The organism is Stenotrophomonas sp. SrG (assembly GCF_050031795.1).
In the GTDB taxonomy this organism is placed as follows: Bacteria; Pseudomonadota; Gammaproteobacteria; order Xanthomonadales; family Xanthomonadaceae; genus Stenotrophomonas; species Stenotrophomonas rhizophila_A.
The window spans coordinates 1-261 of sequence record NZ_JBNBBE010000390.1 but is presented as its reverse complement, the minus strand read 5'-3'; the positions used below and the strand labels follow the sequence as shown (position 1 = coordinate 261).

Below are 261 nucleotides of genomic sequence, written 5' to 3'. Positions count from 1 at the left end.
CTGCAGCGCCATCCAGCCGGCCAAGCCACCGTTGCCGGTCTCCACGCTCCACCGCGAGTAATTGTGCTCGCGCAGGCGGTCGTAGGCGGTGCCCATCAGCCGCGGCGCGTCGATGTGGGCGGCAATATCCTCGTCATCCAGGTCGCCACCCCAGGCCAGCTGCAGGTTCCAGCGCGCGGACAGCTCGTTCACCGCCGACACCAGCGCAGCGGTGTCTGCACGCTCCACCTCGAAGCCGGACTGCCAGGCAATGGCAGCCAG

General features: G+C 69.0%; 1 protein-coding gene. It reads right to left on the bottom strand.

Translation table 11 applies throughout. From position 1 onward, the window contains the following. Positions 1-261 (bottom strand): DUF6630 family protein (locus ACQG3P_RS20205; RefSeq protein ID WP_426806039.1); only part of this gene is annotated, 261 nt, incomplete at both ends.